The sequence below is a fragment of the Caulobacter segnis ATCC 21756 genome, assembly GCF_000092285.1.
In the GTDB taxonomy this organism is placed as follows: Bacteria; Pseudomonadota; Alphaproteobacteria; order Caulobacterales; family Caulobacteraceae; genus Caulobacter; species Caulobacter segnis.
In genome coordinates this window covers 561962-574905 of sequence record NC_014100.1, presented here as the reverse complement: position 1 = coordinate 574905, position 12944 = coordinate 561962, and the positions used below count along the sequence as shown (strand labels likewise).

Below are 12944 nucleotides of genomic sequence, written 5' to 3'. Positions count from 1 at the left end.
TTATTATGCGCATCGCACTTTTTCAACCAGGCATTCCCCAAAACGTCGGGGCGGCCATTCGTTTGTCCGCCTGCTTCGGCGTGGGCCTCGACGTCATCGAGCCCTGCAGTTTTCCTTTGGATGACAAGAGCTTGAAGCGAGCGGCGCTCGATTATGGCCCCCTGGCCCACCTCAAGCGGCACGACAGTTGGGGGGCATTCCTTAAGGCGCCGGAGCGCGTTGACGGACGGCTGCTGCTCTTCACGACCCGGGGTGCGACACCGTTTCACAGGTTTGAGTTCGCGCCTGGCGACACCCTGCTGTTCGGCAACGAGAGTCGCGGCGCGCCGGAGGAGGTCCACGCCGCCGTCCACGGACGGATCATTATCCCGATCCGCCCCGAGACCCGCTCGATGAACCTGGCGACCACCGCCGCCATGGCCCTGGGCGAGGCGCTCCGGCAGACCGGCGGCTTTCCGGAATAGGCTCATTCCCCGAAGTCGACGTCGCGCCGGGCGGCCACGATGGTGACGATAAAGCCGGCCAGCACGTCCAGCAGCACCATCAGGGCCAGCAGGAAGAAGGTCGAGGTCGCGAAGGCTGGCAGCAGCAGGAACTCGACCAGGCAAACGATGAACAGCACCATCGACAGCGAGTGATTGACGATGGCGAGACGCTTGCTGTTGGTCGATTTCAGCAGCTCGACGAACAGAACCACCAGCGCGCCGGCCAGCAGCAGGTCGGAGAGGCTGACGGCCCACCCCGCGCCAGAGGTCATGCGGATGGTGAAGAGCGGCTCGGCCAGGCGCAGGGTGGCGTCCGCCGCCTTGAAGCCGCCCGGCAGGAGCAGGACGATCAGGTTGTAGACCAGGACCGGCAGGGCCAGCAGCGGAACCGCGGCGAACATCGAACTTTCCCCTTCGACGGCGCCCCCGGCGTCGTGGTGGTTAAGGCCTAACGGGATTTCCTGGCCGGGTGAAGCCGGCGCGACCTTTCGACTCGGGTCCTCGGGCCTAGACCTCGTCGACGCCCTGGGGATTGCGGGCCCGCGATTGCAGCCACATCACGCCCAGGAGATCGGAGATCGAGGCCTTGAGGCGCCCGAGGTTCGTGTACTTGGACACCCCCGTCTCGCGATGCCGGTGATTGACCGGCTGGAACGCGACCTCGTAGCCCTCGCGCAGCATCAGGGCCGGGATATAGCGGTGGATGTGATCGAAGTACGGCAGGCGCAGGAAGGCCTCGCGGCGGAACGCCTTCAGCCCGCAGCCGGTGTCGTTGGCGGTGTCCTTGAGCAGGCGCTTGCGCACCCCGTTTCCGAACTTGGAGGCGAAGCGCTTGGCGTTGCTGTCCTGGCGCTTCACGCGCTCGCCGCCGACCAGCGCCAGCGTTTCGGGGCCGGCCGCCAAGGCCTTGGCCAGGCGCGGCGCGTCGGCCGGATCGTTCTGGCCGTCGCCGTCGAGGGTGATGACGATCGGGCCGCGAGCGGCCAGGACGCCGCTGCGCACGGCGCGGCTCTGGCCCGAGTTCTTGCGATGACCCAGCACGCGCAACTGCGGAATTTCGGCCTTCAAGGCCATCAGCCGCGCCTTGGTGTCGTCGCGGCTGGCGTCGTCGATGAAGATCATCTCGTAGTTTTCGCCGGCGAAGGCGGCGGCGATCTCGCGCGCCAGCTTCGGCGCGGCCTCGCCCTCGTCGAAAACGGGGACGACGACGGAGAAATCGGGCGTCGGCGAGACGATGTCGTTCATCGCCTCCTCATACAGCAAAAGTTGCTTCGGGAAAGATCGTGCTATTCCAGGCGCCATGACGCTTGAATCTCGCCTGGATGACTGGAGCCGGGGGTGGCGCGGCCCTCTGTTCGCCGCCCTCGTCGCCTTGATCGCCGGACTGCCCGGCCTGCTGGCCATGCCGCCGTTGGACCGTGACGAGTCGCGCTTCGCGCAGGCCACCTCGCAGATGCTGGAGACCGGCGACTACGTCGTCATCAAGTTCCAGGATCAGCCGCGCTTCAAGAAGCCGGTCGGCATCCACTGGCTGCAGGCGGTCAGCGTCAAGACCTTCTCCGACGCCGAGGACCGCCGGATCTGGGCCTATCGCATCCCCTCGCTGCTGGGCGCGATGCTTGCGGCGGCGGCCTGCGCCTGGGGCGCGGCCGCGCTGCTGGATCCCCGCACGGGACTGATCGCCGGCTCGATCCTGGGCGCGACCTTCCTACTGTCGTCGGAAGCCTTCATCGCCAAGACCGACGCGGCGCTTTGCGGGACCACGACCCTGGCCATGGGCGCGCTGGCGCGGATCTACGCCGCCCAGCTGAAAGGCGAGTCGGCGAGCAAGCTGACCAAGTTCGCCTTCTGGATGGGCCTGTCCTTGGCGGCGCTGATCAAGGGGCCCGTCGGCCTTCTGACCGTATTCCTGGCGTTGGCGGCTCTCGCCCTCTGGGACCGCAAGGCGCGGTGGATGAAGGACCTTGGCTGGACCTGGGGCCTGATCCTGTTCGCCGCCGTGGTGCTGCCCTGGGCGATGATGATCACCGTGGCCACCGACGGCGCCTTCTGGGGCACGGCGATCGGCGGCGACCTGGCCCCCAAGATGGCCGGCGGCCAGGAGGGACACGCGGGGCCGTTCGGCTATCACGCCCTGCTCTCGCCGCTGTTGTCGTTCCCCGCCACCGTCCTGCTGCCGGCCGGCCTCGCCGTTGCGTGGACCCGCCGCAAGGATCCGGGCGTACGCTTCGCCGTGTGCTGGCTGGTCCCAACCTGGCTGATGTTCGAGCTGCTGCCGACCAAGCTGGTCCACTACGCCCTGCCCGCCTATGGGGCCCTGGCCATGCTGATGGCGGCGGCCGTGCGAGAACCTCTGGGTAAGCTCGTCCGCTGGTTGGGCGGAGGACTGTCGGTGCTGATGGGCGCGCTGCTGGCCGCGGTCGCCATCTACGGCCAGAAGGAGTTCGGAACCGCCCATGATCTCGGCTGGACCGTCGTGGCCGCGGCCTTCGCCCTGGCCGCCGGGAGCGCCGGGGCGGGGGCGGTTCTGGTGGCGCGGCGTCATGCGGTGCGGGCGCTGTTCGTCGCCGGCGCCCTGGGGATCGCCGCCCACATCGCCCTGACCGCCGGTCTGATCCCACGGCTGGAGCCGCTCTTCCTGTCGCGCGACCTCGCCCAGGCCCTGAACCAGGCCCGGCTTTCGCCGCGCTCCGGCGCGCCCGGCCCGGTGGCCGTGACCGGCTACGCCGAACCTAGCCTGATCTTCCAGCTGGGCACGACCACCCAGCTGACTGACGGCGAAGGCGCGGCGGACGCCATCGCCGAGGGCCGCCCCGCCATCGTGGAGGGCCGCGAGGAAAAGCCGTTCCGCGCCGCCATGGATCAACTGGGCCTGGCGCCGCGCCCCGTGACGACCGTCGAGGGCCTGAACTATTCCGACGGGGATCGCGAACGGCTCACCGTCTATCGCGGCGAACCCCTGCCCCCCGCCGAGGACGCCGTCGAACCGACCGAACCCGCCGAGGAGTCGCAGCGATGAGCCGCTTCATCGAAATCGTCGAGGTCGGGCCGCGCGACGGCCTGCAGAACGAGAAGATCTCGCTGTCGGTCGCCGAGAAGCTGGACCTGATCGGCAAGCTGGAAGCCGCCGGCGCGCGGCGCACCGAGGTGGTCTCGTTCGTCAATCCCGCCCGCGTCCCGCAGATGGCCGGCGCCGAGGACATCATGGCCGCCCTGCCCGCCGATCCGAGCCGTTCGCGGATCGGTCTCGTGCTGAATCTGCGCGGTTGGGAGCGCTGCATTTCGACCGGCTGCGACGAGGCCAATGTCGTGGTCTGCGCGTCGGACGGTTTCGGGGTCCGCAACCAGGGCGCCACGGTGGCCCAGCAGATCGACACCCTGGCCGCCATCGCCGAGCGGCAGGCGATCGACGGCGGCCCGCCGATCACCGCCACCATCTCGGTCGCCTTCGGCTGTCCTTTCGACGGCGAGGTCAGCCAGGACCAAGTCGTGGCGATCGTTCGCGAGGCCGCCGCCCTGGGCGTGCCGGAGATCGCCATCGCCGACACGATCGGCGTCGCCGATCCCTGGACCGTGCGCAAGCGGATCGAGGCGGTCCGCGCCGCCGCGCCGGACGCGCGCCTGCGCATGCATTTCCACGACACCCGCAACACCGGCCTGGCCAACGCCTACGCCAGCGTCGAGGCCGGCGTCGACGTGCTGGACGCCTCGGTCGGCGGCCTGGGCGGCTGTCCGTTCGCCCCCGCCGCCACGGGCAATATCGGGACCGAAGACCTCGTCTACATGCTGGAACGCGCCGGCTTCGAGACCGGTTATGACCTGGCGGCCCTGATCGCCATCGGCCGCGAGATCAGCGACCGCCTGGGCAAGGCTCCCGCCTCGTCCCTCGCCCGCGCCGGAGGGTTCCCCGCATGACACGCCTAGCCGCCCTGCTCGCCCTCTCCTTGAGCGCCTGCGCGGCGGCCGCGACGCCCGAAGCCTCCCCCGGGGGCGCGGGGCGCTGCGACGTGACGATCAAGTTCGGCAGCTATGGCGCCGGCATCGATCGGCCGCTGGCGGACAAGGTTGCGGCGGCGATCAAGGCGGACCGCGACGTGGCGCGCTTGGAACGCAGGCCCTGGGGCCGGGAGGGCGAGTACGACCTCTGCCTGACGGCGAAGCCCGGTCGGGACATGAAGGCGCTGTATGAGCGTTATCGCGCGCTGCTGCCCGCGCGGAATCTGCAGGCGCCGACCTCGATCGAGGGGCCGGAGGGGCTGCGGTTCGAGACGATCGCGCCGATGTAGTCCTCTTGTCGGCCGCGCCTAGATCGGCCGGCCGGTCATTTTCCACAGCAGCGGGCGGAACACCGACATCAGCATGATGGCCGGGGCCAGCAGGACGGCGGCGGCGAAGAGCTGAAGGCTGTCGGCGCGCTTGATGAAGTAGCGGGTCAGGCCCACGCCCTTGTGGAACTCCACCTTCACCGGGTGCTCGAGGCTGGTGTGGCCCAGGTGCACGACCCGCGCCTGGGGCTGGAACAGCACCTGGCCGCCCGCCCGGCGCGCGCGCCAGCACAGGTCGATGTCCTCGACGTGCAGGAAATAGGCCTCGTCGAAGCCGTTCAGGGCCTCGAAGTCCCGGCGACGCATGGCGAAGCAGGCGCCGGAGATGGTCGGCATCGGGACGGGGGCGCGCGGCAACGGCTCGTGCTCGCGATGGATCTCGAAGGCGGCCAGCTTGGGATAGCGGCGGGTCAGTTGGCCGAAGCTCAGCACCGTGGTGATCGGCGTGACCTCGCCCCGACGGCCGCCGCGCTGCTCGGTGCCATCGACGTTCAGCACCCGGGCGCCGACGATGGTCGGGGTCGCCTGGCCCTTGAAGGCCGTGACCAGGGCGCCGACACAGCCCGGCTGCAGGTTGGCGTCGGGATTGAGGAAGACGATGTGCTCGCCCCCCGAGGTCTGGGCGCCCAGATTGGCCCCGCGCGCGAAGCCGATGTTGCCATGGCCCTGCTTGAGGATCACCCGCGGTTCGGTCAGGGCCAGGGAGCGCAGAAGGTCACGCTCGTGCGCGCACGAGCCGTTGTCGACGATGACGAACTCGTCGACCAGCGGCTCGGCCAGAACGTGCTTGATGCTTTCGGCCAACGCTTCTCCCGTCCGGTACACGACCATGACCACCGACACATTCGGTCGGGCCGGGCGGGCGCCCGCGGTCAGGGTCGAGACGGACGGGAGAATGCTGTTCATCAGGCGGTCACCGCCTCCGGAACGGCCTTGGCGGCGCGGGCGCGCGCCACGTCAGGCGGGGTGGCGTCGGAGGTCAGCACGGAGATGGCCTCCTCGAGCGACAGGATGCTCTGCCCTTCGCCGCCTAGGCGACGCAAGGCCAGCTGCCTCGTCTCCGCTTCCTTACGTCCGACCACTGCGATCACTGGCACCTTGGCGAGGCTGTGCTCGCGAATCTTATAGTTGATCTTCTCATTTCGCAGGTCCAGTTCCGCGCGCATACCTAGTTTCGTCAACGTCTCAACGACCTCGCGAGCATAGTCGTCGGCGTCCGAGGTGATCGTGGCCACGACGACCTGAGTCGGCGCCAGCCACACGGGCAAAGCGCCCGCGAAGTTCTCCAACAGAATGCCGATGAAACGTTCGAACGACCCCAAAATCGCACGGTGAAGCATCACGGGACGCTTCTTCGAACCGTCCTCCGAAACGTATTCAGCGTCCAATCGTTCCGGCAGAACGAAATCAAGTTGCAGTGTGCCGCACTGCCAGACGCGGCCGATGGCGTCCTTCAGCGAGAACTCCAGCTTCGGGCCGTAGAAGGCGCCCTCGCCTGGCTGCAACACCAGCGTCTCGCCCGCCGCCTCGGCGGCGGCCGACAGGGCGGACTCGGCCTTGTCCCAGACCTCGTCCGTGCCGGCGCGCAGGTCGGGCCGCGTCGAGAACTTGGTGTCCGCGAGCGTCATGCCCAGGTCGTTATAGACCGAGCGCAACAGTTCGATGAACCGGGCGCTTTCCTCCGTGACCTGCTCTTCGCGGCAGAAAATGTGGGCGTCGTCCTGGGTGAAGGCGCGCACCCGCATGATCCCGTGCATGGCGCCCGACGGCTCGTAGCGGTGGCAGGCGCCGAACTCGGCCATGCGCAGCGGCAGCTCGCGATAGGACTTCTGGCCGACGTTGAAGATCTGGATGTGGCCGGGGCAGTTCATCGGCTTGACCGCCAGGACCTCGCCCTCGGCGCTCTCGCACATGAACATGGCGTGGCCGAACTTCTCGGCGTGGCCCGACTTCTCCCACAGGCTCTTGTCGAGGATCTGCGGGGTCTTCACCTCCTTGTAGCCGGCCGCGTCGAGGCGACGGCGCATGTAGTCCTCGAGCACGCGATAGAGCGCCCAGCCCTTCGGGTGCCAGAACACCATGCCCTTGCCCTCTTCCTGGATGTGGAAGAGGTCCATCGTCTTGCCGAGCTTGCGGTGATCGCGCTTCTCGGCTTCCTCGATGCGCTTCAGATAGGCGTCGAGATCGGCCTCCGAGGCCCAGGCCGTGCCGTAGATGCGCTGCAGCTGGGCGTTGTTCTGGTCGCCACGCCAATAGGCGCCGGCCAGCTTGGTCAGCTTGAAGGCCTTGCCGACATGCTTGGTCGAGGGCAGGTGCGGACCGCGGCACAAGTCCTTCCAGTTCCCCTGGCGATAGACCGTGATCGTGTCCGTCGGGGGCAGGTCACGGATGATCTGCGCCTTGTACTGCTCGCCGATGTCATCGAAGTGCTTGATCGCCTCTTCGCGATCCCAGACCTCGCGCGAGATCTTCTCGTCGCGGTCGACGATCTCCTTCATGCGCTTTTCGATCTTTTCCAGGTCGTCCAGGCTGAACGGCTCGTCGCGGGCGAAGTCGTAGTAAAAGCCGTCTTCGACGTTCGGGCCGATCGTCACCTGGGTGCCCGGGAACAGCTCCTGCACCGCCTCGGCCAGCACGTGGGCCGTGTCGTGGCGGATGGTGTCGAGGGCCTCGGGCGCCTCGCGCGTCAGGATCTCGAACTTGCGCTCGCCGGCCAGCAGATCGGGCGTCAGCGGACGGTCGAGGTCCAGCAGCTGGCCGTCCAGCTTGATCAGCAGGGCCTTCTTTTCCAGCGACTTGGAGATGGCGGCGGCGACATCGCGGCCCGTGGCGCCGTCCGGATACTGTCGCGAGGAGCCGTCGGGGAAAACCAGATCGATCATTCTTCACATTTCCACTTGCGTGGCTGGTGTCGCGGCGGCGGCGGGTCATAGCCCGAACCACCAAACGGATTGCAGCGGCAAATCCGTCGCAAACCCAGCCAGGAGCCCTTGAGCGGGCCATGTTCCTTGAGAGCGGCGGCCGTGTACTCCGAACAGCTCGGCGTAAAGCGGCACTGACGCCCGATGAGAGGCGAGAGCGTCAACTTGTAGGCCCGAAGGCCCAAATCGACGGTGCGTTCGTAGAGGGTCATGCCGGCGCGCGACTGTTAGTCCAGTAAAGTACTAACCCCCTGATCGGGACGATCAAGCCGCGCCGGCGGTGCTAGTTCGCGTTTCGGCGGCGCCTGTGGCCTTGCGGACAGCCTCGACCGTCGCCTCGAACGCCAGCAGCGTCGAGGCGTGACGGGCGGGATAGTCCTTGACCGGCTCCAGCACGGCGAGCTCCGCAAATCGGCCCGCGGGAGGCGAACCGTTCGTCTTCAGCATAGCCGTAAGCGAGTCTCGCGCCAACTCGATGTCGGAAAGATCGGCCCCGATGACGTTCCGGCCCAGGATCGCGGCGGCCGCCTGCCCCAGCGCGCAGGCGCTGACGTCCTGGGCGAAGTCGACCACCTTGCCGTCCTCGACCACGACGTCGACCGTGATCTTGCTGCCGCACAGCTTGGCGACCTTCTCGCTGCTGGCGTCGGGCGCGGGCAAGCGTCCGGCGCGCGGCATGTTGGCCACGAGCGTCAGGATCTTGGCGCTGTAGAGGTCGTCGATCATGGCGCGCCTTAGATGGGAGCCCCGCCGCGCTCGGACCAGAGGGCCTCGGCGCGGTCGCGAACGGCCTCGCCCATGGCCGTGAAGGCGGTCTTCAGCTTGCGACGCTCTTCGCGGCTGACCAGGCGCACCAGCATGCCCATGAACAGCTCGCCGTTCGAGAAGGTCGCGTTGGCCGGGCCCATGTTCTCGATCTCGAGATAGCGGATGGCCGTGACCAGCCCGCCGATCCGGCTCGAGCGCCAGTGAAGCTGCTCGTAGGGCACCCAGTCCTGCACGATCGGCTGGATGACGCGCGGCGCCTCGCCGGGCAGATGCTGCTCCAGCACAAGCGCCGTGCCGATCTTCATCTGGCCCTCGGCGCGCCGGTAGAGTGGGTTCCAGTGGGTCCAGGTCTCGAATTCCGAGACGACCTCCCAGACGATCTCGGCGGGGGCCTGGACCCCGATGCGGTGTTCGACGGCGCGTTGCATGGGCCCTACTTAATCCCTGACCAGGCCGCCATCCACCACCAGGTTCTGGCCGGTGACGGCGCGGCTCCAGGGGGAGGCGAAGAACAGAACCGCGTCGGCGAACTCGGCTGGAGTCGTGACGCGGCGCAGGGGCGTGCTTTGGGCGATCAGCTCGAAGATCGCCTCGGGGGTCGCTGCGCTGGCGTCAGTCACCCGTAGAAGCCCGCCCGAGACCATGTTGACGGTGATCCCGCTGGGTCCGAGATCGCCGGCCGCGGTGCGGGTCAGCGACAGGAGGGCGGCCTTGGCGGCCGTGTAGTCATGGTAGGGCACCACCGGGTTCTGGAAGAGGTTGGTGCCGATATTGATGATCCGTCCCCAGCCCGCGGCTTCCATCGCCGGCGCGGCGGCCTGGATTAGGTTCAGCGACCCATGCAGGGCGACGTCCATCTGCCCCAGAAAGTCGTCCCAGCCGATCGTCTGAATTTTCTCGCGCGCGTCGCCGTTGAAGCTGAAGTCGCCCAGGGCGTTGTTGACTACCGTCGTGACGTGATGGCCGAACGCCTCGGCCGCGTCATTGACCAGGCGACGCGCCTCCAACGGATCGGAGACGTCGGCCTGTATGGCCACCGCGCGCTGGCCAAGCTCCTCGACCAGCGCCTTGGCCTGAGCTTCGCTGCGGCGATAGTTGACGACCACCTGGGCGCCGTTCTCGATGAAGGCCCGCGCGATGGCCGCGCCCAGCCCCCGGCCCGCGCCGGAGACGAGGACGACCTGCTTCTCGAAGGTCATCAGATCAGTCCTTCATCCGCCAGGTCGCGCCCGACGGACCATCCATGACCACGACGCCCAGGGCGTCCAGCTCGGCGCGGATGGCGTCCGCGGCGGTCCAGTCCTTGGCGGCCCGCGCGGCGACGCGTTGCGCCAGCAGGTCCTCGACCTTGGCCTTCAGCTCGTCGGAGGCGTCGCCTTCGAACCAGCTGTCCGGATCGGCCTGCAGGAAGCCCAGCAGGGCGCCGGCCTCCAGCAGGCGGGCCTTGTTGGCGGCGATGGCGACGCTGTCGCCGGCCGTCACGGCTTTTTCGATCAGGCTCGACACCTCGAAGAAGGCCGAGGTCGCCAGCGGCGTGTTCAGGTCGTCCATCAGGGCGGCGATCACTTCGGCCGGAGCCTCCATGGCCTGGTCCATCGGCACGTCCTTGGCGCGGCGCAGGGCCCCGTACAGGCGGTCCAGCGACTTCTTGCTCTGCTCCAAGAGCTCGGGCGTCCAGTCCAGCGGCTGGCGGTAGTGGGCCGACAGCAGCGCCCAGCGGATCACCTCGCCCGGAACCGTCTTCAGCAGCTCGTGCGGGATGATCACGTTGCCCAGGCTCTTGGACATCTTCTCCCCGCCCATGTCGAGGAAGCCGTTGTGCATCCAGTAGTTGGCCAGCACCGCCGTCTTGTGGGCGCAGCGGCTCTGGGCCACTTCGTTCTCGTGGTGCGGGAAGGTCAGGTCGATGCCGCCGGCGTGGATGTCGATCGTCTTGCCCAGCGCCTTGTCGATCATGGCCGAGCATTCGATGTGCCAGCCCGGACGGCCCGCGCCCCAGGGGCTTTCCCACTCGGGCTCGTTCTCCTTGGAGGGCTTCCACAGCACGAAGTCGGCCGGGTGGCGCTTGTAGGGCGCGACCTCGACGCGGGCGCCGGCGATCATCTCGTCCAGCGGCCGGCCCGACAGCTGGCCATAGTCGGCGAAGCTCTGGGTGTCGAACAGCACATGGCCCTCGGCGGCGTAGGCGCTGCCGTTGTCGACCAGCTGGCCGATCATCTCGAGGATGGCGTCGATATGCTCGGTGGCCTTGGGCTCGAGGTCCGGCCGCAAAGCGCCCAGGGCGTCGGCGTCCTCGTGATAAGCCGCCAGATAGCGCTCGGTGATCACACTGATCGGCACGCCCTCGTCGGCGGCCTTCTTGTTGATCTTGTCGTCCACGTCCGTGACGTTGCGGGCGTAGACCACCGCCTCCTCGCCGTAGAGGTGGCGCAGCACGCGATAAAGCACGTCGAACACCACCACCGGCCGGAAATTGCCGATGTGAGCGTAGTTGTAGACCGTGGGTCCGCAGACATACATCGTCACCCGCTTGGGATCGGCGGGGACGAAGTCGCGCTTCTCGCGCGCCAGGGTGTCGTGGATCTTCAGGGTCATCGGGTCGCAGTGCTGTGACGTAAGGAGAGGTTGCTCCGGGACGGAGCCGGCTCCATATATCCTTCGGATACGGATTGGGCCACGCCCAACGATACGTCCGCTGCGACGCATCGACCGTAGCTGTGAAACGGGTGGCACGCGTCATTCCAGGACGACCGGCGTCCTGGCGCAACTCAGCCCGTGGAAAGACCTCCCTGACATGGACGCCCTAGCCCGCGAGCGAACCCTGATCGGCAGCGACGCCGGTCTTGATCTTGAACCCGCCGAGCGCCCCTCCCGCGAGGAAGCCATGGCCGCCGTCCGGACCCTGCTGGCCTGGGCGGGCGACAATCCGGAACGCGAGGGCCTGATCGATACGCCCAAGCGCGTCGTCGACGCCTTCGAGGAATGGTTCGCCGGCTACCAGGGCGATCCGGCCAAGGAGCTGTCGCGCACCTTCGAGGACGTGCAGGGCTATGACGACATGGTCATGCTGCGCGGCATCGACGTGCAGAGCCACTGCGAGCACCACATGGCGCCGTTCCTGGGCAAGGCCTGGGTCGCCTACATGCCGACCGGCAAGGTCGTGGGCCTGTCCAAGCTGGCGCGCCTGGTCGAGATCTTCGCCAAGCGTCTCCAGACCCAGGAGACCATGACCATGCAGATCGCCGACGCCATCGAGGATCACCTCTCGGCCGCCGGCGTGGCCGTGCTGATCGACGCCGAGCACCAGTGCATGAGCACCCGCGGCGTCCACCACCACGACGTCTCGACGATCACCACCCAGTTCCGCGGCGTCTTCAAGACCGACAAGGTCCTGCAGCAGCGGTTCATGGACCTGGTGGTGAGGAAGTAGGATTTGAAATCCTCCCCCTAGCGGGGGAGGTGGTCGCGAGGCGACCGGAGGGGGAAGCATGGCCGATCCGGCCTCTCCCCTCTCCGTCGGCTACGCCGACACCTCTCCCACGGGGAGGGGATTTGTCCCCTAAGCCGCCACCCGGATCCCCTCCCGGAGCCGCGCCACGCAGGCGTCCACCGGGCGGTGGACCAAGGTCACCAAGACAAAGCTGATCAGCATCAGCAGGTACCAGGCGCCCATCTTCTCGATCGGCACCATGCGCCAGCCCGCCGCCTGGCTGGGATAGATCCAGGCCCCGGCGAAGGTGCCGAGGTTCTCGGCGAACCAGATGAACAGCGACACCAGGAGCGCGCCCATCAGCATGGGCATGCGGCGCGGCGTCTGGTCGGGCGTGAACAGGAACCAGGTCCTGCCGAACAGCACCGCCGACAGGGCGAACAGGCCCAGGCGGATGTCCGTCACATAGTGGTGCGTGAAGAAGTTCGCATAGATCAGCACCGCCAGGATGTGGGTCGTCCAGAACGGCGGGTAGCGCACGAACGTGACGTCGAAGAGCCGCCAGATGCGGGCGATGTAGCTGCCGACACACGCGTACATGAAGCCGGTGAACAGCGGCACGCCGCCGATCCGCAAGACGCTGGGCTCGGGATAGATCCACGAACCGTGAGCGGTCTTGAACAGCTCCATGACCGTGCCGACGACGTGGAAGATGAAGATGACCAGCGCCTCGTCCCAGCGCTCCAGCTTCAGCGCCAGCAGCAGACCTTGGATGGCGACTGAGGCGATGACCAGAAAGTCGTAGCGGGCCAACGGCGCGTGTTCGGGCCAGAAGAGCTTGGTCCCGACCAGCAGGGCCAGCATCAGGCCGCCGAACAGGCACGCCCAGGCCTGCTTCAGCCCGAACAGCAGGAACTCGTAGGCGTAGCCGCGCCAACGCGAACGCCGCGCCCAGGGCCTGGCCCAGACGTCCAGCGCCGCCACCCCGCCCTTGATGCGATCCTTCAGGTTCATC

General features: G+C 67.7%; 15 protein-coding genes. 5 read left to right on the top strand and 10 right to left on the bottom strand.

Annotation, left to right across the window (positions count from 1 at the left end; translation table 11 throughout):
* Nucleotides 1-5 precede the first annotated feature (5 nt).
* A complete protein-coding gene (locus CSEG_RS02675; RefSeq protein ID WP_013077720.1) occupies nt 6-464 on the top strand; it encodes a tRNA (cytidine(34)-2'-O)-methyltransferase in 459 nt (152 codons plus the stop codon).
* 2 nt (nt 465-466) lie between these two features.
* Here CSEG_RS02675 and CSEG_RS02670 read toward each other — a convergent pair whose 3' ends face one another.
* Complete coding sequence (locus CSEG_RS02670; RefSeq protein WP_013077719.1) at nt 467-886, bottom strand: hypothetical protein; 420 nt, start codon at nt 884-886, stop codon at nt 467-469.
* Nucleotides 887-992: 106 nt separating this feature from the next.
* Nucleotides 993-1730: a glycosyltransferase family 2 protein gene (locus tag CSEG_RS02665; RefSeq protein ID WP_013077718.1), complete on the bottom strand. Its 738-nt coding sequence runs from the start codon at nt 1728-1730 to the stop codon at nt 993-995.
* 55 nt (nt 1731-1785) lie between these two features.
* Here CSEG_RS02665 and CSEG_RS02660 point away from each other — a divergent pair, with 55 nt between their 5' ends.
* From CSEG_RS02660 to CSEG_RS02650, 3 genes are read left to right on the top strand one after another with little or no spacing between them, the layout of a single operon-like run.
* Nucleotides 1786-3504 carry an ArnT family glycosyltransferase gene (locus tag CSEG_RS02660; RefSeq protein WP_013077717.1) on the top strand — a complete coding sequence of 573 codons (1719 nt, stop codon included), beginning with the start codon at nt 1786-1788 and terminating at the stop codon, nt 3502-3504.
* Nucleotides 3501-4400, top strand: a complete 900-nt coding sequence (locus tag CSEG_RS02655) for a hydroxymethylglutaryl-CoA lyase (RefSeq protein WP_013077716.1) — start codon at nt 3501-3503, stop codon at nt 4398-4400. The genes CSEG_RS02660 and CSEG_RS02655 overlap by 4 nt, the downstream gene beginning before the upstream one ends.
* Nucleotides 4397-4771, top strand: a complete 375-nt coding sequence (locus CSEG_RS02650; RefSeq protein ID WP_013077715.1) for a hypothetical protein — start codon at nt 4397-4399, stop codon at nt 4769-4771. Before CSEG_RS02655 ends, CSEG_RS02650 begins: the two co-directional genes overlap by 4 nt.
* 18 nt (nt 4772-4789) lie before the next feature.
* On the opposite strand, the gene CSEG_RS02645 is transcribed toward CSEG_RS02650, so the two are convergent.
* From CSEG_RS02645 to cysS, 7 genes are read right to left on the bottom strand one after another with little or no spacing between them, the layout of a single operon-like run.
* Entirely contained in the window at nt 4790-5716 is a 927-nt protein-coding gene (locus CSEG_RS02645) for a glycosyltransferase family 2 protein (protein WP_013077714.1), read from the bottom strand.
* Nucleotides 5716-7692: a threonine--tRNA ligase gene (gene thrS, locus CSEG_RS02640; RefSeq protein WP_013077713.1), complete on the bottom strand. Its 1977-nt coding sequence runs from the start codon at nt 7690-7692 to the stop codon at nt 5716-5718. The genes CSEG_RS02645 and thrS overlap by 1 nt, the downstream gene beginning before the upstream one ends.
* On the bottom strand, nt 7689-7943 hold the full coding sequence (gene yidD / locus CSEG_RS02635; RefSeq protein ID WP_013077712.1) for a membrane protein insertion efficiency factor YidD: 255 nt from the start codon (nt 7941-7943) through the stop codon (nt 7689-7691). Before yidD ends, thrS begins: the two co-directional genes overlap by 4 nt.
* 52 nt (nt 7944-7995) lie before the next feature.
* Nucleotides 7996-8457: an iron-sulfur cluster assembly scaffold protein gene (locus CSEG_RS02630; RefSeq protein ID WP_013077711.1), complete on the bottom strand. Its 462-nt coding sequence runs from the start codon at nt 8455-8457 to the stop codon at nt 7996-7998.
* 8 nt (nt 8458-8465) lie between these two features.
* Nucleotides 8466-8927 (bottom strand): SRPBCC domain-containing protein, encoded by a 462-nt coding sequence (locus CSEG_RS02625; protein WP_013077710.1) that lies wholly within the window; start codon nt 8925-8927, stop codon nt 8466-8468.
* Nucleotides 8928-8936: 9 nt separating this feature from the next.
* The gene (locus tag CSEG_RS02620) at nt 8937-9698 is read right to left on the bottom strand and encodes a 3-oxoacyl-ACP reductase (protein WP_013077709.1); all 762 of its coding nucleotides are present in this window, start codon (nt 9696-9698) and stop codon (nt 8937-8939) included.
* Nucleotides 9699-9702: 4 nt separating this feature from the next.
* Nucleotides 9703-11094 carry a cysteine--tRNA ligase gene (gene cysS, locus CSEG_RS02615; RefSeq protein WP_013077708.1) on the bottom strand — a complete coding sequence of 464 codons (1392 nt, stop codon included), beginning with the start codon at nt 11092-11094 and terminating at the stop codon, nt 9703-9705.
* A gap of 199 nt (nt 11095-11293) precedes the next feature.
* Between cysS and folE the strand changes: the two genes are divergently transcribed.
* Nucleotides 11294-11929, top strand: coding sequence for a GTP cyclohydrolase I FolE (gene folE / locus CSEG_RS02610; protein WP_013077707.1), 636 nt, complete (start codon nt 11294-11296; stop codon nt 11927-11929).
* A gap of 129 nt (nt 11930-12058) precedes the next feature.
* Here folE and CSEG_RS02605 read toward each other — a convergent pair whose 3' ends face one another.
* Entirely contained in the window at nt 12059-12943 is an 885-nt protein-coding gene (locus CSEG_RS02605) for a DUF817 domain-containing protein (protein WP_013077706.1), read from the bottom strand.
* Between the last annotated feature and the right edge of the window lies 1 nt (nt 12944).

What these genes read in the sequence shown, in the direction of transcription:
- CSEG_RS02675 (WP_013077720.1), top strand. Translation starts at nt 6, where the DNA reads ATGCGCATCGCACTTTTTCAACCAGGCATTCCCCAAAACGTCGGGGCG.
- CSEG_RS02670 (WP_013077719.1), bottom strand. Translation starts at nt 886, where the DNA reads ATGTTCGCCGCGGTTCCGCTGCTGGCCCTGCCGGTCCTGGTCTACAAC.
- CSEG_RS02665 (WP_013077718.1), bottom strand. Translation starts at nt 1,730, where the DNA reads ATGAACGACATCGTCTCGCCGACGCCCGATTTCTCCGTCGTCGTCCCC.
- CSEG_RS02660 (WP_013077717.1), top strand. Translation starts at nt 1,786, where the DNA reads ATGACGCTTGAATCTCGCCTGGATGACTGGAGCCGGGGGTGGCGCGGC.
- CSEG_RS02655 (WP_013077716.1), top strand. Translation starts at nt 3,501, where the DNA reads ATGAGCCGCTTCATCGAAATCGTCGAGGTCGGGCCGCGCGACGGCCTG.
- CSEG_RS02650 (WP_013077715.1), top strand. Translation starts at nt 4,397, where the DNA reads ATGACACGCCTAGCCGCCCTGCTCGCCCTCTCCTTGAGCGCCTGCGCG.
- CSEG_RS02645 (WP_013077714.1), bottom strand. Translation starts at nt 5,716, where the DNA reads ATGAACAGCATTCTCCCGTCCGTCTCGACCCTGACCGCGGGCGCCCGC.
- thrS (WP_013077713.1), bottom strand. Translation starts at nt 7,692, where the DNA reads ATGATCGATCTGGTTTTCCCCGACGGCTCCTCGCGACAGTATCCGGAC.
- yidD (WP_013077712.1), bottom strand. Translation starts at nt 7,943, where the DNA reads ATGACCCTCTACGAACGCACCGTCGATTTGGGCCTTCGGGCCTACAAG.
- CSEG_RS02630 (WP_013077711.1), bottom strand. Translation starts at nt 8,457, where the DNA reads ATGATCGACGACCTCTACAGCGCCAAGATCCTGACGCTCGTGGCCAAC.
- CSEG_RS02625 (WP_013077710.1), bottom strand. Translation starts at nt 8,927, where the DNA reads ATGCAACGCGCCGTCGAACACCGCATCGGGGTCCAGGCCCCCGCCGAG.
- CSEG_RS02620 (WP_013077709.1), bottom strand. Translation starts at nt 9,698, where the DNA reads ATGACCTTCGAGAAGCAGGTCGTCCTCGTCTCCGGCGCGGGCCGGGGG.
- cysS (WP_013077708.1), bottom strand. Translation starts at nt 11,094, where the DNA reads ATGACCCTGAAGATCCACGACACCCTGGCGCGCGAGAAGCGCGACTTC.
- folE (WP_013077707.1), top strand. Translation starts at nt 11,294, where the DNA reads ATGGACGCCCTAGCCCGCGAGCGAACCCTGATCGGCAGCGACGCCGGT.
- CSEG_RS02605 (WP_013077706.1), bottom strand. Translation starts at nt 12,943, where the DNA reads ATGAACCTGAAGGATCGCATCAAGGGCGGGGTGGCGGCGCTGGACGTC.